This is a genomic window from Streptomyces otsuchiensis (assembly GCF_004305975.1).
Lineage (GTDB): Bacteria > Actinomycetota > Actinomycetes > Streptomycetales > Streptomycetaceae > Streptomyces > Streptomyces otsuchiensis.
In genome coordinates this window covers 1-20,421 of record NZ_BHZI01000001.1, presented here as the reverse complement: position 1 = coordinate 20,421, position 20,421 = coordinate 1, and the positions used below count along the sequence as shown (strand labels likewise).

Annotated in this window: 17 protein-coding genes; 2 read left to right on the top strand and 15 right to left on the bottom strand. The window is 71.0% G+C overall.

All coding sequences use genetic code 11. From position 1 onward, the window contains the following. Positions 1-32: 32 nt before the first annotated feature. The 3 genes from E0D90_RS00085 to nsdA form a co-directional block, all read right to left on the bottom strand. Complete coding sequence (locus E0D90_RS00085) at positions 33-371, bottom strand: P-II family nitrogen regulator (protein ID WP_103501790.1); 339 nt, start codon at positions 369-371, stop codon at positions 33-35. After that, entirely contained in the window at positions 368-1,666 is a 1,299-nt protein-coding gene (locus tag E0D90_RS00080; RefSeq protein WP_103501791.1) for an ammonium transporter, read from the bottom strand. The genes E0D90_RS00085 and E0D90_RS00080 overlap by 4 nt, the downstream gene beginning before the upstream one ends. 441 nt (positions 1,667-2,107) lie before the next feature. Beyond that, complete coding sequence (gene nsdA / locus E0D90_RS00075) at positions 2,108-3,625, bottom strand: transcriptional repressor NsdA (protein ID WP_130796138.1); 1,518 nt, start codon at positions 3,623-3,625, stop codon at positions 2,108-2,110. A gap of 504 nt (positions 3,626-4,129) precedes the next feature. Between nsdA and E0D90_RS00070 the strand changes: the two genes are divergently transcribed. Further along, on the top strand, positions 4,130-4,834 hold the full coding sequence (locus E0D90_RS00070) for a bifunctional DNA primase/polymerase (RefSeq protein WP_130796137.1): 705 nt from the start codon (positions 4,130-4,132) through the stop codon (positions 4,832-4,834). A gap of 173 nt (positions 4,835-5,007) precedes the next feature. Here E0D90_RS00070 and ftsY read toward each other — a convergent pair whose 3' ends face one another. From ftsY to E0D90_RS00050, 4 genes are all read right to left on the bottom strand, one after another. Next, the gene (gene ftsY, locus E0D90_RS00065; RefSeq protein WP_130796136.1) at positions 5,008-6,222 is read right to left on the bottom strand and encodes a signal recognition particle-docking protein FtsY; all 1,215 of its coding nucleotides are present in this window, start codon (positions 6,220-6,222) and stop codon (positions 5,008-5,010) included. 266 nt (positions 6,223-6,488) lie between these two features. Continuing rightward, a complete protein-coding gene (locus tag E0D90_RS00060; protein ID WP_130796135.1) occupies positions 6,489-10,145 on the bottom strand; it encodes an AAA family ATPase in 3,657 nt (1,218 codons plus the stop codon). A gap of 237 nt (positions 10,146-10,382) precedes the next feature. Continuing rightward, positions 10,383-10,592, bottom strand: a complete 210-nt coding sequence (locus E0D90_RS00055; protein ID WP_103503531.1) for a hypothetical protein — start codon at positions 10,590-10,592, stop codon at positions 10,383-10,385. A 348-nt stretch (positions 10,593-10,940) separates the two neighbouring features. Beyond that, a complete protein-coding gene (locus E0D90_RS00050) occupies positions 10,941-11,204 on the bottom strand; it encodes an acylphosphatase (RefSeq protein WP_103503540.1) in 264 nt (87 codons plus the stop codon). A 347-nt stretch (positions 11,205-11,551) separates the two neighbouring features. Here E0D90_RS00050 and E0D90_RS00045 point away from each other — a divergent pair, with 347 nt between their 5' ends. Then, complete coding sequence (locus E0D90_RS00045) at positions 11,552-12,439, top strand: CAP domain-containing protein (RefSeq protein ID WP_103503532.1); 888 nt, start codon at positions 11,552-11,554, stop codon at positions 12,437-12,439. A gap of 50 nt (positions 12,440-12,489) precedes the next feature. On the opposite strand, the gene mutM is transcribed toward E0D90_RS00045, so the two are convergent. The 8 genes from mutM to recG form a co-directional block, all read right to left on the bottom strand. Further along, complete coding sequence (gene mutM, locus E0D90_RS00040) at positions 12,490-13,389, bottom strand: bifunctional DNA-formamidopyrimidine glycosylase/DNA-(apurinic or apyrimidinic site) lyase (protein WP_130796134.1); 900 nt, start codon at positions 13,387-13,389, stop codon at positions 12,490-12,492. After that, positions 13,382-14,173 carry a ribonuclease III gene (gene rnc / locus E0D90_RS00035; protein ID WP_130796133.1) on the bottom strand — a complete coding sequence of 264 codons (792 nt, stop codon included), beginning with the start codon at positions 14,171-14,173 and terminating at the stop codon, positions 13,382-13,384. The genes mutM and rnc overlap by 8 nt, the downstream gene beginning before the upstream one ends. Positions 14,174-14,192: 19 nt before the next feature. Next, on the bottom strand, positions 14,193-14,366 hold the full coding sequence (gene rpmF, locus E0D90_RS00030) for a 50S ribosomal protein L32 (protein ID WP_103503535.1): 174 nt from the start codon (positions 14,364-14,366) through the stop codon (positions 14,193-14,195). Between the two features lie 2 nt (positions 14,367-14,368). After that, on the bottom strand, positions 14,369-14,971 hold the full coding sequence (locus E0D90_RS27535; protein ID WP_227869869.1) for a YceD family protein: 603 nt from the start codon (positions 14,969-14,971) through the stop codon (positions 14,369-14,371). A gap of 473 nt (positions 14,972-15,444) precedes the next feature. Next, positions 15,445-16,443, bottom strand: a complete 999-nt coding sequence (locus tag E0D90_RS00020; RefSeq protein WP_130796131.1) for a F0F1 ATP synthase subunit B — start codon at positions 16,441-16,443, stop codon at positions 15,445-15,447. Positions 16,444-16,534: 91 nt separating this feature from the next. Beyond that, positions 16,535-17,014: a pantetheine-phosphate adenylyltransferase gene (gene coaD, locus E0D90_RS00015; RefSeq protein ID WP_181008934.1), complete on the bottom strand. Its 480-nt coding sequence runs from the start codon at positions 17,012-17,014 to the stop codon at positions 16,535-16,537. Positions 17,015-17,040: 26 nt separating this feature from the next. Continuing rightward, positions 17,041-17,628: a 16S rRNA (guanine(966)-N(2))-methyltransferase RsmD gene (gene rsmD, locus E0D90_RS00010; protein ID WP_130796130.1), complete on the bottom strand. Its 588-nt coding sequence runs from the start codon at positions 17,626-17,628 to the stop codon at positions 17,041-17,043. 425 nt (positions 17,629-18,053) lie between these two features. Continuing rightward, positions 18,054-20,321, bottom strand: coding sequence for an ATP-dependent DNA helicase RecG (gene recG / locus E0D90_RS00005; protein WP_130796129.1), 2,268 nt, complete (start codon positions 20,319-20,321; stop codon positions 18,054-18,056). Between the last annotated feature and the right edge of the window lie 100 nt (positions 20,322-20,421).

Genomic DNA, 20,421 nt, shown 5'->3' with positions numbered 1-20,421 from the left:
GCTCGTCGCCGCGGGTGCGGCGGGTGGGTTGTTCAGAGGGCGTCCGGGCCGCGGTCGCCGGTGCGCACGCGCACGGCGGTCTCGACGGGGACGCTCCAGACCTTGCCGTCGCCGATCTTGCCGGTCCGGGCGGACTTGACGATGACGTCGATCAGCTGCTCGGAGTCGTCGTCCTCGACGAGGATCTCCAGCCGGGTCTTGGGCACCAGGTCGACGGTGTACTCGGCGCCCCGGTAGACCTCGGTGTGGCCGCGCTGCCTGCCGTAGCCGCTGGCTTCGGTGACCGTCATGCCGTGGACCCCGAAGGCCTGGAGCGCTTCCTTGACCTCGTCGATGCGGTGGGGCTTGATCACTGCGGTGATGAGTCTCATGCGTCGACCTTCTTGTCGTCGGTGGCGGACGGGGCCGCGCTGGCCGCGGTCGGGCTGCCAGCGGAGTAGCCGGATCCGCCACCGCTCTGGCTGAAGTCGTAGCCGGACTCGGCGTGGTAGGCCTGGTCGAGCCCGCCGGTCTCGGCGTCCTCGTCGGCGCGGAAGCCCATGGTGTGCTTGAGCAGCAGTGCCAGCAGCAGGGAGACGGTGAAGGAGTAGGCGAGAACTGCGGCGGCGGCTCCGGCCTGGAGCGCGAACTGGGCCATGCCCGCGGCGCCGTCGATCGCGAGGAAGCCGACCATCAGGGTGCCGATGATGCCACCGACGAGGTGGACGCCGACGACATCGAGGGAGTCGTCGTAGCCGAGCTTGAACTTGAGGCCGACGGCCCAGGCGCAGACGGCACCGGCGACGAGGCCGATGGCCATGGCGCCCATGGGGTTGACGTTGGCGCCGGACGGGGTGATCGCGACGAGGCCACCGATGGCGCCGGAGGCCGCACCCAGGGTGGTGTAGGCGCCGTAGCGGATGCGCTCGTAGATCAGCCAGCCGAGGACGGCGGTGCCGGTGGCGACCATGGTGTTGAGGGCCATCAGGGCGGCAGTGCCGTTGGCGGCGCCCTCCGAACCGGCGTTGAAGCCGAACCAGCCGAACCACAGCATGGACGCCCCGAGCAGCACCATGGGCAGGTTGTGCGGCCGCATGGAGGAGTCACGCTTGAAGCCGACGCGCTTGCCGATCACGAGGACCACGGCGAGGGCTGCGATGCCGGCGTTGATGTGCACGGCGGTGCCGCCGGCGAAGTCGATGACCTCACGGCCGTCGAGCTCCAGATTGGCGATCCAGCCGCCGTCGCCCCAGACCCAGTGGGCGACGGGGAAGTACACCAGGGTGACCCAGAGAGTGATGAACACGGCCCACGCGCTGAACTTGACCCGCTCGGCGAGGGCGCCGGCGATCAGGGCGGGGGTCAGCACGGCGAACATCAGCTGGAAGACCGCGAAGGTGAGGATGTCGGCCGAGCTCTCCAGACCGAGGATGTCCTTGAACCCGACGAAGTCGAAGTTACCGATGATCCCTCCGCCCTCGCCGTTGAAGCTGTCACCGAAGGCGAGGCTGAAGCCGTAGAGCACCCAGAGGACGCTGGAGATCCCCGTGGCGATGAAGACCATCATCAGCATGTTGAGGGCGCTTTTGACGCGGATCATGCCGCCGTAGAACAGGGCCAGGCCAGGAGTCATGAGCATGACCATGGCGGCACAGATCAGGATGAAACCAATATCTGCAGCTGACAAGGTGAACGTCTCCTCGTGTTACGACCCGTGCGGGAGAAGCGGGGCGGGTCAGGATGCGCTCCAGGCTCGCGGAGGGCCGTTTCCGGCGACGGCTGTCGATGTTTCGACACCGTGACGATGGCCTCCGGGGTGTTACACGGTGATGAATCGGACATGAACCGTGGCCGCACCGCAATGGCGGCGTGACCACGGTTCCGGCAGCGTCGTGCTGGGGGCTGCCTGGGGCCCGCGATACCGGGTCCGAGCGGCGCGGCACGCCACCCCGCAAGACCCCCGGCATGGGGCGGCCACGCGTGCCGGGACAGCCATGGGGCGCGAGAGAAGACCGGCCGCGACGGCCGCCCGGCGCGACGTGGCTGTGGGGGAGCCCGTCGGGCTGTACGGGGCGGCCGGTCGCGGCCGGGGCACGGGGATCGGGCAGGGCACGGGGATCGGGCAGGGTCAGACGGCGCGTGGCGCCTCGGTACCGGGATGATCGCGCCCGAGCCGCTCGGCGATGTCGATGACTTCGGCGACATCGCCGTAGTCGCGCGCGGCTCCGGCCACCGTCGCGTGCAGCCGGGTGCTGACGCGCTCCGACCGCAGGCTCTCGGCGACCTCGGCGGCCTCCCGTGCCCGAGCGGCGGCCGCCTCCGGCTCGCCGTCGAGCAGGTCGACGGTGGCCAGCCCGATCAGATTGAGTGCATACGAACGCTGGTGTCCGCTGCCGGGTCTGACACACTCCTTGCCGAACAGTTCCACAGCACGCTCCATGTGCGGGCGCGCCAGCGAGGCATAGGGACGACTGCGCGACGGGTTGTACGCGAGATCACGGAAGGAGTGCGCGTTCTCGGCGTGAAGCTCCGCCTCGGAGAAGAAGCCGATCCAGTCGGGCTCGGGATCACCGGGAGACTGCTCGGAGAAGGTCTCCTCCGCCATGCGCACCGCGCGGCGGACCTTCATGGGCTCGCCGATCGTCGCGTAGGCCCGTGCCTCCAGCGCGTACAGCATCGCCTGTGTCCGCGGCGTGGCGGTGTCGCGGCTGCCGTACTGCGCCAGATGGATCAGCTCCAGCGCGTCGTCCCCGCGTCCCAGATGGATCATCTGGCGCGTCATCTTGGAGAGGATGTACGCACCGAGGGGACGGTCCTCCGCCTCCTTCGCGGCGTGCAGGGCCAGGACGAAGTACTTCTGGGCGGTGGGCTGGAGCCCGATGTCGTAGCTCATCCATCCGGCCAGTTCCGCCAGCTCGGCGGTGACGCGGAAGAGACGCCGACGGACCTGCTCGGGCTGGCTCTGCTGCAGCAGGTCGGTGACCTCGTGCAGTTGCCCGACCACCGCCTTCCGACGGAGACCTCCGCCGCACGCCGCGTCCCACTGCCGGAACATCGCCGTGGTCGACTCAAGAAGTTCCAGCTCGGGCGTGGAGAGCCCGGCCTGCCGGCGGCGGCCTGTGGCCGGGTCCGGCGGCAGGGGCGTCAGCCTCGCGCCACGGGACGTCCCGGGGCTCTGCTGGCTCGGGATCAGCCAGCGCTGCATGGGCTCTATCAGCGCGGGCCCCGCTGACATGGACAGGGATGTGCCGAGGAACCCACGCCGCCCCAGCATGAGATCGCTGCGCGAGAACTCATTGATGAGGTCGACGGTCTGGGGCCCCGCCCACGGCAGGTCGATGCCGGATGCCGCCGCGTGCTGGGGTGCCGACCGCAGCCCGAGGTCCTCAACCGTGACGACGCAGCTGAACCGCTCCGAGAACAGGTCGGACAGGATCCGCGGTATCGGTTCCCGCGGCTGCTCACCGTCGAGCCACCGGCGCACGCGGGAGGTGTCGGTGCTGACGTGGTGTGCGCCCAGATGGCGGGCCCGGCGGTTCACCTGGCGGGCCATCTCACCCTTGGACCATCCGCTACGCCGGAACCAGGAAGTGAGTCGCTCGTTGGGGCTCTTGGCCGTGACTCCGCCGGTCCCGTTGCCGTTCACGGTTCGCCCCAATCCCGGCCCGGTCGCCACAGCGGGCCGCGCGTTCGTCGTCGCCCTGTCACGGGACACCGATCCATACGGCGCGTGATGGTCGAGCACGCGCCCTGAACATCCGCCGGTTCACGCCGGAACGTGCGGGCAGGTGCGCAGCCGCGCGTCCCATCGCGGCGGTCCCGCCCCAAACACCGTTCAGGCAGGCGTACATGACGGCACGTCGGCTGACACACCGTCTGCTTGCTGACTCCGAGTCTAGATGACGAAGTGTCTACGAACACACCGAACGTAATGCTGTGGACACCGCTTCAGGGAGGTGGGCCCGGCAATCGCCACCATTCGCCACCCCGCCTTCCGAACCTATCCCCAACACCGCGAGATGTACTGGGCACAGGCTGTTCGAACCGGTGCGAACGAAGCAGGGACCGGGGCGCACGTACACCAGCGTGCGCCGGGCGCAGCTGGCACGCTCCGGCGTAACCAACCACGCTCCGGGCCGTTGGAGGAGGCATGGGCTTCACGATCGGTGGCATACGCGACATGCGGGAGCTACGGCGGGTACCCCGTCGACGGCCCCGCCGGGACAACCACGCGCCGGAGGTCACAGCCGTCGCCGAGTACGCCGGCCTGTGGGGCTGGGAGGTGCTGCCCGGGGCTCTGGCCGGACACGACGGGGCCGGTCGGCTCTTCTGCTCCTGCGCCGAGCCGCGCTGTGACTCCCCCGGTGCGCACCCGCTCGATCCGGAACTCGTGATCCGGGCAGGCACCACGCTGGAGGGCGTCACCCGTGCCTGGGCCGAGTGCCCGGGCGCCGGAGTCCTGTTGCCGACCGGCCGGTCGTTCGACGTGGTGGAGGCGCCCCACGCCGCTGCGGAGTTGGCGCTGCTGCGCATGGAGCGCCTGGGGCTCCGTCTGGGGCCAGTGGCACTGGCCCCACACGGCCGCGTCTGGTTCTTCACCTCTCCGGGCACGGCGCGCCTCATGCCAGGGCTGCTGGACGGCATGGGTTGGGACGCACCCACTGTCGACGTGCGCGGCCTGGGTCCGGGTCACCACATCACGGCGCCGCCGTCGAACCACGGCGGCCAGGGCCCCGTTCGCTGGCTCCGTGCCCCCGGGCCGGAGAGCGCACTCAGTCCTCCGGACGGAAGGCTGCTGCTCGGAACCCTCGCCTACACCTGCCAGCGCGGGGCGGATCTTCCGGCGGCCTCCTGAAAGCCGACTGACGGCGCCCGAGCCGGGGTCCGAAGCCGTCGCGCCCGGGCCGAGCGCGACACGGGCCGAGCGTTCCCCGGGCCCGAGCGTTCCCAGGCCCGAGGGTGAGCGCGGCCGGACACGCCACATGCGGCAGGCATCGCCACCGCGGCGCGCCGCTGTGCGCGGTCTGCCTACTGTCCGATCAGCGCGTCCACGAACGCCTCCGGCTCGAAGGGCGCCAGGTCGTCCGCCCCCTCGCCCAGACCGACCAGCTTGACCGGAACACCCAGCTCGCGCTGGACCGCGATCACGATGCCGCCCTTCGCGGTGCCGTCGAGCTTGGTGAGCACGACGCCGGTCACGTCCACGACCTCCGAGAACACGCGGGCCTGAACGAGTCCGTTCTGGCCGGTGGTGGCGTCCAGGACAAGGAGGACCTCGCCGACCGGTCCGTGCTTCTCCACCACCCGCTTGACCTTGCCCAGCTCGTCCATGAGGCCGGTCTTGGTGTGCAGCCGCCCAGCGGTATCCACCAGGACGACATCGGCACCTTCCTCGATCCCCTCCTTGACCGCCTGGAAGGCCACCGACGCGGGGTCGCCGCCCTCGGGGCCCCGCACGGTGCGGGCGCCTACGCGCTCACCCCAGGTCTGCAGCTGGTCGGCGGCCGCGGCGCGGAAGGTGTCCGCCGCACCGAGCACCACGGACTTGCCGTCGGCGACGAGCACGCGGGCCAGCTTCCCCGTGGTGGTGGTCTTGCCGGTGCCGTTCACTCCGACCACCAGGGCGATGGCCGGCAGCTCGACGCCGGCCTCGGACACTCCGCCCTCCGTGTTCACGGCGCGGTCGGTGTCGGTGCCGATGAGCTGGAGCAGTTCCTCGCGGAGCAGCGTGCGCAGGTCCTCCGGGGTCCTGGTACCGAGCACCCGGACACGCTCACGAAGACGCTCGACCAACTCCTGGGTGGGTGCCACCCCGACATCGGCGGCGAGAAGCGTGTCCTCGATCTCCTCCCAGGTCTCCTCGTCGAGGTTCTCCCGGGACAGGAGAGCGAGAAGGCCCTTGCCGAGGGAGTTCTGCGACCGCGCCAGGCGGGCGCGGAGCCGCACAAGGCGGCCCTCGGTCGGCGCCGGGGTCTCCGTCTGCGGGGCGAGCGGGGCGGGTGTCTCCGCGACATCGACGGGAGGCGCGGCCTGGACGTCCCCGTTCGGCCGGGCGTCGGCCGGGGGGGCCTGGACGCTGTCGTCGCCGGCCTGGGGCTCAGCCGGCGGTGCCGTGGTGGTGCCGGTGGCGCTCGCCCCGTCGGCGGGAGGCGCCTTGCGGCGGCGCCCCGCGCTGATGACGAGGCCGCTGACCGTGCCGAGCACGACCACGGCGATGACCACGGCGAGGATGACGATTTCCATCAGTTCCCTAGCGTTCGCCCCGGTGCCGGGGGGAGATGTGACGATGCCTGGCAGGCTCCTCAGTATCACGGACGCCCGCGTGGTGCGGCGTCCGGTGCTCCGCCTCGTGCGGCGGCGTGGGGCGCGCTGGCACCGCGCCACGGGGCGGGTGGGCAGGCCCCATGTGCAGAGCGCGCCGCAGTGGGGTGGTGGCGCCGTGGCCCCACGCGCCGGATACGGCGGGGGCCGACCCGCCCGGCAGGGTGCGCCGTCACCCCGTCACCCCGTCAGTCGAGTCGCTGGCTGATCACCTTGGAGACCCCGTCGCCCTGCATGGACACGCCGTACAACGCGTCGGCGACCTCCATGGTGCGCTTCTGGTGGGTGATGACGATCAGCTGGGAGCTCTCCTGGAGCTCTTCCATGATGCGGATCAGCCGCTGCAGGTTCGTGTCGTCCAGGGCGGCCTCCACCTCGTCCATGACGTAGAACGGGCTCGGGCGCGCTTTGAAGATCGAGACGAGGAGCGCGACCGCTGTCAGCGAGCGTTCACCCCCGGACAGCAGGGACAGACGCTTCACCCGCTTCCCCGGCGGACGCGCCTCGACATCGACTCCCGTGGCGAGCATGTTGTCGGGGTCCGTCAGGATCAGCCGGCCCTCTCCGCCGGGGAAGAGCCGGGAGAAGACACCTTCGAACTGTCGCGCCGTATCGTGGTAGGCGGCCGTGAAGACCTGCTCCACGCGCTCGTCCACCTCCTTCACCACCAGCAGCAGGTCGGCACGGGTCTTCTTGAGATCCTCCAGCTGTTCGCTGAGGAACTGGTGCCGCTCTTCCAGCGCGGCGAACTCCTCCAGCGCCAGCGGGTTGACCTTGCCCAGCTGCTTGTAGGCCCGTTCGGCGGCCTTCAGCCGCTTCTCCTGCTCCGCGCGGACGAAGGGCACCGGAAGCCGTCCAGGGCCCACGTCGACCGTCTCGTCCGGCTCGTCCGGCTCCTCGGAGGGCGGAACGGGCTGGTCCGGGCCGTACTCCGCTGTCAGTACGGACGGCTCTACCCCGAGCTCCTCGAGTGCGCGGGTCTCCATCTGCTCGATACGCAGACGCTTCTCCGCGCCGAGGACCTCACCACGGTGCACGGAGTCGGTGAGTCCGTCGAGCTCCTCCTTCAGCCGTCGGCCCGCCTGTCGTTCAGCGTCCAGCGCCGCTTCCCGTGTCGCACGTGCCTCTTCCGCGGCATCTCGCTCCCCCGCGGCTCGCGCCAGGGACTCCTCCGCGTGTACCAGCAGCTGGCGCGCGCCGGCCGCGACCGCCGTGGCGGTCTCGGCCTCGTGGCGGAGCCGGGCGCGGCGCCGCTCCGCCCTGAGGCGCGTCTCCCGTTCCGCGCGTGCCGCGCGCACCAGGCCATCGGCGCGCCCGGCGAGTGAGCGGACCCGCTCCTCGTGGGTGCGGACCTGGAGCCGGGCTTCCATCTCGGCCTGTCGCGCATTGGCCCCCTCGGCGGCGAGCCGGTCGCGCACCGAGGTGTCCGGCTCCTCGTCCGGCAGGTCGCTCTCCGACGCCGCCACGTGCTGCTCCGCGAGCTCGGCAGCCTCGCCGGTCGCCTTCTCCAGCGCGTCCCGGGCCACATCGACCGCGCGGTCCGCTCGTTCGGCCTCTCCCGCGGCGGCACGCGCCTGACCGGCGAGACGTCCGAGGTCCTGCGCAACGCGGGATCTCGTCCGGTCGCCCTCGTGCCGTAGGGCTCCGATCTCCTCGACGGCGGCCGCGCATGCGACGCGTCGTTCGGTCGCGCGCTCCAGCTCCGCGTCGAGGGCCGCACGGCCGGACGCCAGGTCGTCCAGCTCGGCGGCCGCCTCGTCCACCGACGCGCGTACTTCCAGCAGGCTGGGCGCGCCCGCTGAGCCGCCCCGGGCGAGGGCCCGCGAGAGAAGGTCGCCGTCAGAGGTGACGGCGGTCAACTCAGGGTGGTGGTGGACCACCTCCCGAGCGTCTTCGAGGGTGGAGACCACGATGACGTCGCGCAGCACCAGACGTACGGCGGGCAGAAGGGCGTCGGGACCGTCCACCAGGTCGGCGGCGAGGACCGACGCCGTGGCCGCCTGCCCCACGCCACGCCCCCGCACGGCATTCGGATCGGCACCGGCCCGCCCCATGCCGCCGACGCGAACGGCCGCCCCATGCCCCGGACTGCTCGCCGTGGTCTCTCCGTCACACTGCTCCCCCGGCTCTCCGGCGACCAAGAGGTCCGCGCGCCCGAAGTCGTTCTTGCGCAGCAGCCGCAACGCGTCAACGGCGGCGACAGGGCCGTCGACCGCGACCGCGTCGGCCGCGGCGCCCAGCGCGGCCGCTACGGCGGTCTCATGGCCCGGCGCGACGGTGAGCATAGATGCGGCGGATCCCAGCACGCCGGTGAGACCAGCGGCCGGGTCAAGAAGCGCCCCACTGCCGTCCTTGCGACGCAGTCCCATTGCGAGCGCGTCATGGCGGGCGGAGACCGCGGCTCGGCGGCGCTCCCCCGCGCCCACCGCCTCACGCGCCGTGTCGAGGGCCTCCTCAGCGCGCGCCAGATCGGCGCGGGCTTCCTCGTGACGCTTGTTCAGCTCCGTCTCGTCCGCGTCGTGCTCTCCGACTTCGGCCAGCAGCGCCTCGTGTTCTGCGTGAGCGGACGCGGCCCGCTCCGCGGCGCCGTCGCGGGCGAGGATGAGCCGGTCGATCTCCGCCTGGGCGGACGCGGCGCGCCCGTGCGCGGCGTTCACCCTGCCCTGGAGCCGCGCGAGTCCTTCCCGTCGGTCGGCGATGGCCCGCGCGGCGTCGCGCAGTCGTCGCTCCTCGCCCGCTAGCTCTGTTTCGAGCCGTGCGCGGTGTTCGCCGCTGTCCTCCAGCGCGAGGCCGGCGGCGTCGAGCGCGGCCTGGAGTTCGGCTTCCTGTGCTCTGACCCGTTCGGCTTCCTGCTCGAGCTCCTCCGGGTCCCGGCCCTGTCGTTCCTCGGGTTCCTGGGAGGACGCGCTGGTGATCCGCGCGTCGGCCAGGGAGACGGTGCCGCGCACGCGCTCGGCGAGCTGCGAGAGCTCGTACCAGGCGGTCTGGGCCCGATGCAGCCGAGGCGTGAGCGTGCGGACGTCCTGTTCGAGGGCGGCCTCGCCGCGCAGCGCCGCCTTGAGCCGGTCCTCGGCGTCCTGCTTGCGCTCCTTGAGGGCGGCCTCGTCGGCGATCTCCGCGCTCAGTGCGTTCCGCTGTGTGACGAGGTCGTCGGCGAGCAGTCGCAGCCGGGCGTCCCGTAGGTCAGCCTGGATGACCGCGGCGCGGCGGGCGACGGCTGCTTGACGTCCGAGCGGTTTGAGCTGCCGGCGCAGTTCGTCGGTGAGGTCCTGGACGCGCGCCAGGTTGGCCTGCATGGCGTCGAGTTTCCGCAGCGCCTTCTCCTTGCGCCTGCGGTGTTTCAGCACGCCGGCTGCTTCCTCGATGAAGGCGCGGCGGCCCATGGGGTCGGCGTGCAGGACCGAGTCGAGCTGGCCCTGGCCGACGATGACATGCATTTCGCGGCCGATTCCGGAATCGGACAACAGTTCCTGGATATCGAGCAGCCGGCACGTGTCGCCGTTGAGCTGATATTCGCTGCCGCCGTTGCGGAACATGATCCGGGTGATGGTGACTTCGGCGTAGTCGATCGGGAGTGCGCCGTCGGAGTTGTCGATCGTCAGCGACACCTCGGCCCGTCCCAGAGGTGGCCGCCCGGTGGTACCGGCGAAGATGACGTCTTCCATCTTGCCGCCGCGCAGTGATTTGGCGCCCTGTTCTCCCATCACCCAGGAGAGGGCGTCGACCACGTTCGACTTTCCTGATCCGTTGGGCCCCACCACGCAGGTGATACCGGGTTCGAATCGCAGCGTTGTCGCTGAGGCGAAGGACTTGAACCCCCGCAGCGTCAGGCTCTTGAGGTGCACGCCTTCGGACTTTACCGGTCGTCGCCGCGGGAATATCCGTTTCGACCCGGAGCGAGTGGGGCACACCACAGGGTGAGCGCGGCAGCCGGTCGGGTTCGGTGGAGCACTGCTCGCGTGGTCGAGGTGGCCGACCTGTCGGCACTCGCCAGAAGGAAAGGGCAAAGAAGAAGGGACGCCGAGGCGTCCCTTGCATGCTCAGCGGGCCAGCGGTCCGCACCGGATCCCCGGTTCAGGAGATCAGGTCAGAGCAGGCTCCGCACTGTGCACGTCGATGGAGTCGAGCACCGAGTCGGAATGCCGAGTGACAGCCGCCGCGAGCGCGTCGTTCTCCGCCTGGACCCGGACGAGCTGGGTCTCCAGGTCCTGAACGCGCTGCTGAAGCCGTCGCATTTCGGCGAGTACTCGGGGGTCGGAGCCGCCGACGTAACCGAAAAGCGCCTTTGCCATGATGGATGGTCCTCCACACTGAGTGACCGACCGAAGTCGTCGTGGGTCGTGAGGGATCGCACCACGCGCTGCTGCCTCTATCTGGGGTTCAACGGGCTACACAGCCAAGGTGCGCGGGACTTTCAGAGTCTCACCAAAAAGGGGGACGGTCAACACGATCACACCGCGCGACGACCGTGATCAGCACGACGGCGCGGTTCTCGGCCGTGGCCGCCGGACGCTGCCGGGGCGAAGGCTCACTGTGGAGCGACGGCTCAGTGGATCATTCGTTTCGTCGCAGCCTCGCACGTCGGAGCGGTGACGGCAACCCGTTTGGCGCCATGTCCCGCAGACGGAAGTGAGAGTGGCTCACCGGATCGCGAAGTCGGGGTAACCGCCGCGTGGTGTGTCCCATATCTCTGTCACGCCGGTGGCCGCTCCCGGAGTGTCGCCCGAGCGGAGCCACCGCAGCAGCCGTTCGCAGTCCTCCCGCGACCCCTCGGCGACCACTTGGACGCGGCCGTCCTCGAGGTTCAGTGCGAAACCCCGGAGACCTCCGATCGCGAGCGCCTGCGCGCGCGTGAACCAGCGGAAGCCGACGCCCTGCACGCGCCCCCGCACCCACGCCGTCATCCGTGACGGCCTGGCGGCCGCCGGGACATCGCTGTCACGACGGTTGCCGTCGGCCGCCGGCCCGGCCGTCCGTCCGGATCCGGCCACAGTGGCCGTCCCTCGCCCCTCCTCCGGTGCGGCACCCCGACCATCGCCGGAAGCACCGAACGGGCTCGTGACGGCGGGACCTGTGGCGGAGGACGATGTGGCGCTCATGTGACGCACGCTATCCGCTGTTTTCCGTCCGACCGGGCGCTCCCGGGTTGCGGTATGCCGTACAGTCCCACACCATGCATCACCCTTTCGGGTGAGTCGCATCGTGTGTGAACGGTGAACGTGTTGTCGAGTGACGAAGGACGGTACGCCTGATGGGACGCCACGGCCGTTCCGTTCCGGTGCGGGCCGCGCACCGGAAGCAGGGCCCCGCACGGGCCGGGCTGCTCAGCGCCTCCGCAGCGCTGACCCTCGGCGCCATCGCCATCGGGACCGGCGTGCTGCCTGGGCCCGGTTCTGACGCCGACAGCCACCAGGACATCGCCGCGCACGGCGGTGACCCCGCGTCGACCACCGCCTCTCCGTCACCGGAGCGCACCGAGGACGACACCGCCAGCCGCGCCACCGGGCGTGAGATCGGCCCGGAACCCAGCGACGAGACTCCCTCCGAAGAGGCCGATCCCTCCCCCGAGGAGACGGCCGAGCAGGAGTCGGCAGAGCCGGAGCCCGAGCCTGAGAACGAGCCGGAACCGTCCGCCGAGGAGACGGCCGCCGCACCCTCGCCCTCGACGAGCAGCCCCGCGCCGGAGCGCCCCGCCGCACCGTCGCCGCCGCCGAGCAGCAGCCCCGGCACACCGTCCACTCCCCCACAGAGCGACGACCCGGCCGAGCAGGCGGCGGCCCGGGTGCTGAATCTCGTGAACGAGGAGCGCGCCAAGGCCGGCTGCCGCCCCGTCGCGAACGACACGGCACTGGCCGGCATCGCACGCGACTTCAGTCGCGACATGGCCGAGCGCGACTTCTTCTCACACACCGACCCTGACGGCCGGACGCCCTGGGACCGCGCCGACGCCGCGGGTATATCGAACCTCGGCGGCGAGAACATAGCCCGCGGCCAGCAGAGCCCAGAGGCGGTGATGGACTCCTGGATGAACAGCGAGGGTCATCGCGCCAACATTCTCAACTGCGACTTCAAGACGCTGGGCGTGGGCGTCCACAACGGCCCCGGCGGTCCCTGGTGGACGCAGAACTTCGGCTACTGATCTCGGTCAGCGGCCCTCCCGCCCACGCCGGCAACGGCCGGGGGGCAAAGTCAGCGACGTGCCGATGTGCCGGCAGGAGTGCGCTGACAACGTGGGCAGTAGTAGCTGGAGCGATTCATCCAGGGACTGCGGCGTATGGCGGTCCCGCACCTGCGGCACGGCTCGCCCTCTCGGCCGTAGGCGTCGAGCGAGCGCGAGAAGTAGCCGGACTCCCCGTTGACGTTCACGTACAGGCTGTCGAAGCTGGTCCCACCGACGTCCAGTGCCGCCGTCATGACGTTCGTGACCTCGTGGAGCAGCTCCGAAGCTTTCGGACGCGTCAGAGCGGCGGTGGGCTGCTCGTAGTGGACACGGGCGCGCCACAGTGCCTCGTCCGCGTAGATGTTGCCGACCCCGCTGATCAGTGACTGGTCCAGTAGCGCGCGCTTGATCGTGGTGCTGCGGCGCCTGAGCGACGCGAACCAGAGCTGCTCGTCGAACAACGGGTCCAGCGGGTCACGGGCGATATGCGCGATGTTCTCGGGCAGCGCCTCCGGATCGCCGGGCACCGTCGGGTGCACCGAGAGCCCTCCGAAAGTCCGCTGGTCGACGAAGCGCAGTTCACCCGCTTCGGAGTCGTCGAAGGTCAGCCGAACCCTCAGATGGCGCTCGTCCGGGGTGGAGGCGGGCTGGATCAGCAGCTGTCCGCTCATCCCCAGATGGGCGAGGAGCGCGGTGCCCGTCGGGGCGGGCCCCTCGCCGGCGGTGTCCAGGGGTATCCACAGGTACTTGCCACGCCGCCGGGGCGCAGCCATCCGGCTACCGGCCAGCTGGGACGCGAAGTCCTGCGCGCCCGCCTCGTGACGCCGGACCGCCCGGGGGTGCAGCACCTCCACGGTGTCGACGACACGCCCGGCCGCCCAGCGCTCAAGACCGCGCCGGACGACCTCGACCTCGGGAAGCTCAGGCACCGTTGCCGGCGCCCGGGCTCGCTGCCCCGGAGCCGTCGTCGGCACCTGGGGCCTCGTCCGAGGTCTCGCGGATCGCGCGCCACGCGGTCTCCGCTGCCTGCTGTTCCGCCTCCTTCTTGCTGCGGCCGGTGCCGGTGCCGTGCGTGACACCACCGACGCGAGCAGCAGCCGTGAAGGTCTTCTCGTGATCTGGGCCCGACTCGGTGATCACGTACTCGGGGACTCCGAGCCCTTCGGCGGCACTCAGCTCCTGGAGGCTGGTCTTCCAGTCCAGGCCGGCGCCCAGGCCGGCGGAGCGCTCGATGAGCGGGTCGAAGAGCCGGTGGACCAACTCGTCCGCGGCAGGAAGTCCCTGGTCGAGATAGACGGCACCGATGACCGCCTCGAGCGTGTCGGCGAGAATCGATGCCTTGTCCCGGCCGCCAGTGCCCTCTTCGCCCCGGCCCAGACGCACGAAGGCGCCCAGGTCCAGTCCGCGGGCGACCTCGGCGAGGGCCCGGGAGTTGACGACCGCGGCACGCAGCTTGGCGAGCTGCCCCTCAGGGAGGTCCGGATGCGTACGGTAGAGCGTGTCCGTGACCACGAGGCCGAGCACGGAGTCCCCGAGGAACTCCAGCCGTTCGTTGGTCGGCAGCCCGCCGTTCTCGTACGCGTAGCTCCGGTGCGTCAGCGCGCGCACCAGAAGGGCGGCCTCCAGCTGGTAGCCGAGCCGCCCTTCCAGAATGGCGTGGGACGAGGCACTGTCCGCCGACGTCTCGTTCAGCGACGTACTGGCGTCTGACATGAAGCCTGTCACCCGCCGATCAGACCTCGAGGACCTGACGGCGGTTGTACGTGCCGCAGTTGCCGCACGCGGTGTGCTGCAACTTCGGCTCCTGGCAGCGCTCACACGTCGCCAGATTGGCGGCCACAGCCTTCCACTGGGACCGGCGGTGGCGCGTGTTGCTGCGCGACATCTTCCGCTTCGGAACAGCCACGGCTACTTCTCCTGTGGTTCGTCCCCGCCGGAGCGAGGAGACTTCGCTTGCTCTGCGGCCGGCTCACCGGTTCCCTGGGAACCGGTCAGCTCCTGCAGCGCCGCCCAACGGATGTCGACGGCTTCGTCGTGCTGGTGGCCGGGCTCAGCCGCGATCCGCACCCCGCACTCGGGGCACAGACCTGGGCAGTCCTCCTGACACACCGGCTGCAGCGGCAGTGACAGCACCACCGCGTCACGCAGCACCGGCTCGAGGTCGAACAGCTCGCCCTCGATACGGAACGTCTCCTCCTCGGCGTCGTCGCCGGTGTCCGCGGGGCGGCTCCGGTCGTCGGCGTCGGGGTAGGAGAACAGCTCCTGGAAATCCGCCTCGCACTGGTGGCTCAGCGGCTCCAGACACCTTACGCACTCGCCCGTGAGGGGCGCACGCGCGGTGCCCGTAACGAGGACGCCGTCCATCACCGATTCGAGTCGGAGCTCTACCTCCACCTGCGCGTCCGCCGGAACCCCGATCACCTCGGTACCGAGATCACCTGGGGAGTCGACGGTGCGGGACAGCCGCTTCAGCGCACCCGGCCGCCGCCCCAGTTCCCGTGTGTCGAACACGAGTGGGGCACGGTGGTCAAGGGGCGGTTTCAGGGCGTCCTGCTTTCTACGCGGGCGGCACAGGCCGCGAGGCAGACCTCTCCGCACGGAAGAGCGACTGGGCAGCCAGGACCGTGGTGAGACCACGGCCGAGCAGACAGCGTACTTCACCGGTGGTCGCGGACCCAATTCGGCCGTGGCCCGAGGTGGGCACCGGATCGGGCCGGCCAGCACGGGCAACGGAGTCGCCTGGGGCCCGGAGCGGTGACCCCGCCACAGCCAGGAGGACGGGCCCCTCACGGAAGGCAGCGGGGCGCCACGCGCTCCGGCTGATGCGCCTGCCCCATCCCCGGCACCGTCTGCCCCATGCGGTGCGGTGCGGTGCGCCCCACGCCGTCGCCCCATGCCGCAGTGCTGTGGCAGCACCGCGGCATGGGGCGGCCGCAGGCAAGCGGGAAGGGCGAACGCGGTCCGCCTGGCCGCCACAGCTCAGCTCAGCGGCCCTGCTCGTAGCGGCGCAGCTGCTCGGCGTCGATCATGCCGGTGTCGAAGAGGCTGGCCTCTTCCAGAGCCCCGGCCTGCGGGTAGCCCTGCCCCTGGGCGTGCTGGGCCCCGTGCTGCTGGTAGCCGTACGGGGCGGGGTCACCGTAGCCGGACGACGCCTGGTGCGCGGCGGCGGGCTGGTACGGATCCGGTGAGCTGCCGCCGTATGCCTGCTGCTGATCGGGCTCGGCCGGCGCGTAGTCCTGGTACCCCGGCTGCGTTCCGTACCCCTGATACGCACCCTGGTAGTCGTACCCCTCACGCGCGGCCGAGGGCTGGGAGTAGTACGACTCCGGCTGCTCCTGGCCGTAGGACGCCGCCGCCTGGTCGGCGCGCTCGTCCGGATCACCGAACTGTCCGCCGAGATCGTCCGTGGGGCGGTGGCCGGTGAGCTTCTGCCGCCCGCGGCCGACCGCTTCGAGCGTCTTCCGGAGGACGGCCTCGATGGCGCTGAACTGGGCGTCGACGTAGGCGTCAGCCTGGGCGAGCAGCTCCTCGGGGTCTCCGTCGCGGCCGAGAAGCTTGGTGCGGCCGCGGTCGACGGAGCTGATCGTCTTGCCGAGGACGACCTCGAAGTTGGCCAGCTTGCTGTCGACGTAGTCGTCCGCCTCCTCGCGCACCGAGTCGGCCTCGCGCCGCGCCTCGGTGACGATCCGGGTGGCCTCCGCCTGGGCGCGCTGCACGACCTCGGTGCTGTCCACGAGAGAGCCACGCTCCGTGCGGGCCGCCTCGACGATGCGCTGTGCCTCCTGCTGGGCCTGCGCCACCACCTGCTCGCGACCGCCGAGCAACTCCTGCGCCTGCGCGAGCGAGCCGGGCAACGCCTCGCGCACCTCGTCGAGGCGCCCGAGCAGGTCGCTGCGGTTGATGACACAGGACGCCGACATCGGCATCGACTTGGCACTCTCGACCGCGGCGACGATCTCATCCAGTTTCTGGTGTACGTCCACGGCAGTGACTGTACGGCCCCCGGGCGGCCCCAGGTAGCCGGATGCCCGGCCCGGCGGGGTTCCTCCGGGCGCACCGGGGCACCCGCCCGGGTCACTCGGCGGTCAGCTTGCGGCGCAGTTCGCGCAGCACGGGGTCGGGCACCAGGTGGGCCACGTCGCCGCCCCATGCGGCGACTTCCTTCACCAGCGAGGAGGAGAGGAAGCTGTAGGTGGGGTTGGTAGGGATGAAGAGCGTCTCCACTCCGGAGAGCCCGTTGTTCATCTGCGCCATCTGAAGCTCGTAGTCGAAGTCGCTGACCGCGCGGAGGCCCTTGACGATGGCAGGGATGTCCCGCTGCTTGCAGTAGTCGACCAGCAGGCCGTGGAAGGACTCGACGACCACGTTGCCGAAGTCGGCGGTGACCTCCTCGATGAGGGCGATCCGCTCGTCGAGAGAGAACATGCCCTTCTTGGAGTTGTTGATCATCACCACGACGTGCACGGTGTCGTAGAGCTTGGACGCCCTGGCGATGATGTCGAGATGTCCACAGGTGATGGGGTCGAAGGACCCCGGACAGACTGCGCGGCGCAACGGACTCTCCTCGCTCTGGCGGACCGTCATGACCGGTCTCCGATGTCGTCTACGGCGGCGCGACCGTACCAGAGCGTTCCCTCGCCGTAGCGACGGGACCGGAGCCCCTCGAAACCGGCGGGCCACTGGAACTCGCCACCCCGTGTGCCACGCTCCACGGTGACCAGCGCCTCCCGGGCGAGCCAGCCCCCGGTTCGCAGTGTGACCAGGATCTCGCACACCTCGGCATCGCTCACCGCGTAGGGCGGGTCGATGAAGAGCAGGTCATAGGGCTCGGCCGGCGGGGCGCCGGCGGCTATCTGCTGCGCGCGGCCGCCACGCACCTCAGCCCCGGGCAGGCCGAGCGACTGGACGTTCTCCCGGATCACCCGCGCTGCGCGGGCTTCCGACTCGACGAGCAGGGCGTGAGCCGCGCCACGCGACAGCGCTTCGAGCCCGACCGCGCCTGAGCCGGCGAACAGGTCGAGCACGCGGGCCCCGTCCAGGGGTCCGAACAGCGCCTGCCACGTCGAGAGGAGGCCCTCACGCGCGCGGTCGGACGTCGGCCTGGTGGAGGTGCCGGGCGGGACGGCGAGCCTCCGGCCGCCGGCGGCGCCGCCGATTACGCGGGTCATCGGTTTCCTCACTGTCGGGGCGTGGCCTGGCGGGGCGTAGCGGGGCGTTGCGCGCGGCGGTGCCGGGCACCGGCTGGTCGCGCGCGTCACACGCTATACGGACCGAGCGGCGGGTCGACCGGCCCGGGCCCGCACCCACGTCGGCGGGCCAGGGGCGCGCACTCAACCTCCTGCGCCGGACACTGCGGGACGGAGCGCGCGAGCGGCGCGGCGCGTTCGCAGAGGTGTCGAACCCGGCCTCGCGCGCCCCCGGCTCCCTTAGAGGCAGCCTCCGCTCCGACGGAGCGGAGGCGCGACGCGGAGGCCCGGCACCCAGGCAGCGAGGCGCCACCCCATGGTCCCGCTCGCCGCCCCGCGCACGGAACGTCTCCACGTGGCGGTAGGGACGGTTCAACACCCTGGGGCGGGCCTCGCACGACGCCGCGTCAGCCCTTGTCGAGGTACTCGGCACGGTCCGCGTCGAGCAGGGCGTCCAGGGCGACCTTGAGGTCGGGGTGCGTGTCGAGTTCCGGATCCGCCGCCACCAGTTCCGTGGCCGCCGTCCGCGCCAGCGCGATGAGTTCCTCGTCGGCCACGACGGTCAGGACACGAAGGGAGCTGCGACCGCCGGACTGCGCCTGCCCCAGGACATCGCCCTCGCGGCGTTGCTCCAGGTCGATGCGGGAGAGTTCGAAGCCGTCGAGCGTCTGGGCCACGGCTTCCAGGCGCGCCCGGGCGGCTGATGCCTCGTGCATCTCGGTGACCAGCAGGCAGAGCCCGGGTGCGCTGCCACGGCCGACCCGGCCACGGAGCTGGTGCAGTTGGGAGACACCGAACCGGTCGGCGTCCATGATCACCATGGCGGTCGCGTTCGGGACGTTGACGCCCACCTCGATGACCGTCGTCGCGACGAGCACGTCGACCTCACCGGCGGTGAAGCGGCGCATCAGGTCGTCCTTCGCTTCCGGCGCCATGCGGCCGTGGAGCGACTCGACGCGCAGCCCGCGCAGCGGCCCCTCTGCGAGGCGCTCCGCGACCTCCAGGACCGCGAGCGGCGGCCGCCGCGCGGACTCCTCCGCGAGGGCGCCCTCGTCCTCCTCGGCCGGGGCGTTGCCGTCCGCTGCGGACTTCCGACGGCCGGCCGACGCCTGGTCGGGGACGTCGTCACCGATCCGCGGGCAGACGACGTACGCCTGATGGCCGCCGGCGACCTCCTCTCGTACTCGATCCCAGGCACGGTCCAGGAAGTGCGGCTTGTCGGCGGCGGGCACCACATGGCTGGCGATCGGGGAACGGCCCGCCGGAAGTTCGTCGAGGACGGAGGTCTCGAGATCACCGAAGACCGTCATGGCGACGGTGCGGGGAATGGGTGTCGCGGTCATCACCAGCAGGTGGGGAGGCTGGTCCGCCTTCGCTCTGAGCGCGTCCCGCTGTTCGACCCCGAAGCGGTGCTGCTCGTCGACGACGACGAGGCCGAGGTCGTGGAAGCGGACGGCGTCCTCGATCAGCGCGTGCGTACCGATGACGATTCCGGCGTCCCCGCTGACGAGCTCCAGCAGGGCCCGGCGGCGGGCGGCCATGCCCATGGATCCGGTGAGCAGAACCACCTTGGTGCCGTTCTCCGCACCGCCGAGCAGTCCGCCTTCGGCGAGTTCGCCCATCATCTCGGTGACGGAACGGTGGTGTTGCTGTGCGAGGACCTCGGTCGGGGCGAGCATGGCCGCCTGACCGCCTGAGTCCACCACCGCGAGCATGGCACGGAGCGCGACCAGCGTCTTGCCAGAACCCACCTCACCCTGGAGGAGCCGGTGCATCGGGTGGTCGGTGGCCAGCTCGGCGAAGATCTCGTCGCTGACGCGGCTCTGCCCCGTGGTCAGGGTGAAGGGCAGCGTCGCGTCGAAGTCGTGCAGCAGGCCGCCGGGACGTGGCGCGCGGGGCACCGCGGGAAGCTGGGCGGCCGCGTGCCTGCGGCGCGCGAGAGCCACCTGGAGCACCAGTGCCTCGTCCCACTTCAGGCGGTCGCGGGCGGCCTCGAGTTCCGCGTGCGTGCGGGGGCGGTGCACGCCGAGCAGTGCCTCGGGGAGAGTGAGCAGGCCGTGCTGCGAGCGGAGCGACTGGGGCAGAGGGTCCCCCACACCGTCCCAGTCCGACGCCACCAGGGTGTCCAGGACCGTGTCGACGGCCTTGGCGATCTTCCACGACTCGAGCTGCTTGCAAGCCGGGTACAGCGGCAGGAGCCGGTCCGCGAACTCCCGCGCGGCCTCCGCTCCCCCGTCCACTTCCTCGCCGATCAGCTGGTAGGCGGGGTGCGAGAGCTGGAGCTTGTTGTTGAAGGCGGAGACCTTGCCCGCGAACAGGCCACGACGACCGGGCAGCAGCTCACGGCGGTGGTGATGGACGGCGCCGCCGAAGAACACCAGCTGGAGCTTGCCGCTGCCGTCGGTCAGCGTCACTTCCAGCCGTCTGCCGCGCCCGTGATTGAAGGTGTGCACGCGTGCGTCGGCGATCTCGGCCACGACGGTGACGTGCTCGTCGAGCGGCAGTTCGGCGAGTCGGGTCAGCTCACCGCGTTCCGCGTATCGGCGGGGAAGGTGGTAGAGCAGGTCGCCGACCGTGTGGAGGCCGAGCTGGGCGGCCATCACCTTGGCGGTCGACCCGCCGACCACGTTGGTGAGTGGCGTACGGGAGGAGTACGGGGCGGTCACGGGCCCCATTGCACACCATCAGGCGGACAACCGCGGCAACAGGCGGCCCCGCCCGGCGGGACGGAGCGGCCCGGGCAGGCGGGGCCGCCTGTTGCCGCGGTTGTCCGCC

What these genes read in the sequence shown, in the direction of transcription:
- E0D90_RS00055 (WP_103503531.1), bottom strand. Translation starts at nt 10,592, where the DNA reads ATGGCAAAGGCGCTTTTCGGTTACGTCGGCGGCTCCGACCCCCGAGTA.
- E0D90_RS00050 (WP_103503540.1), bottom strand. Translation starts at nt 11,204, where the DNA reads ATGACGGCGTGGGTGCGGGGGCGCGTGCAGGGCGTCGGCTTCCGCTGG.
- ftsY (WP_130796136.1), bottom strand. Translation starts at nt 6,222, where the DNA reads ATGGAAATCGTCATCCTCGCCGTGGTCATCGCCGTGGTCGTGCTCGGC.
- rnc (WP_130796133.1), bottom strand. Translation starts at nt 14,173, where the DNA reads ATGTCAGACGCCAGTACGTCGCTGAACGAGACGTCGGCGGACAGTGCC.
- recG (WP_130796129.1), bottom strand. Translation starts at nt 20,321, where the DNA reads ATGGGGCCCGTGACCGCCCCGTACTCCTCCCGTACGCCACTCACCAAC.
- E0D90_RS00045 (WP_103503532.1), top strand. Translation starts at nt 11,552, where the DNA reads ATGGGACGCCACGGCCGTTCCGTTCCGGTGCGGGCCGCGCACCGGAAG.
- E0D90_RS00085 (WP_103501790.1), bottom strand. Translation starts at nt 371, where the DNA reads ATGAGACTCATCACCGCAGTGATCAAGCCCCACCGCATCGACGAGGTC.
- rsmD (WP_130796130.1), bottom strand. Translation starts at nt 17,628, where the DNA reads ATGACCCGCGTAATCGGCGGCGCCGCCGGCGGCCGGAGGCTCGCCGTC.
- E0D90_RS00070 (WP_130796137.1), top strand. Translation starts at nt 4,130, where the DNA reads ATGGGCTTCACGATCGGTGGCATACGCGACATGCGGGAGCTACGGCGG.